1 protein-coding gene is annotated in these 544 nt (G+C 72.4%); it reads right to left on the bottom strand.

Features of this window, described 5'->3' with window-relative positions; all coding sequences use genetic code 11:
• On the bottom strand, nt 1-544 hold a 544-nt coding region (locus ACEN88_RS33930), incomplete at both ends, for a ComEC/Rec2 family competence protein (protein WP_413346765.1).

Here is a 544-nt window from a genome sequence, read left to right as displayed (position 1 = left end):
GCGGACCCGCGGGCGGGGGCCCGATGCGGCCATGACCCGCGAACAGGATGACGGCCACGGCCCCGAACGACAGCCAGAACCCCGGCCACAGCACGGCCCACGGATCGAGCAGCACGACGACCGCGAGCGCCGCGCACAGCACGTGCGACACGGCCGCGAGACGCCCCATCCACAATGCGAGCGCGACGACGGACAGCATGTACAGGGTGCGTTGTGCCGGCACGCCGAAGCCGGCCAGCAGCACGTAGAGGAAGGCGACGGTGGTGCCGGCCAGCGCGGCGGCCTTCTGTGCCGGCAGCCGCAGCGGCAGGCGCGCATCGGTGAAGAACGAGCGGCGCCACAGCGCCGACATGGCCCACGCGGCGAGTCCCGCGATCATCGTGATGTGCAGGCCCGAGATCGAAATGAGGTGGCCGATGCCGGTGCGGTTGAACACCTGCCAGTCGGCCTGCTCGATGCCGCGCTGGTCGCCGATCACGAGCGCCACGATCACGCCCGCGTACGTGCGTCCCGCGAGCGCCGCCTGGATGCGCGCGCGCAGCGC

Source organism: Massilia sp. CT11-108 (assembly GCF_047302915.1).
GTDB lineage: Bacteria > Pseudomonadota > Gammaproteobacteria > Burkholderiales > Burkholderiaceae_D > Telluria > Telluria orientalis.
Note: the sequence above shows the minus strand (reverse complement) of the source record. Positions and strands in the feature narration are given on the sequence as shown.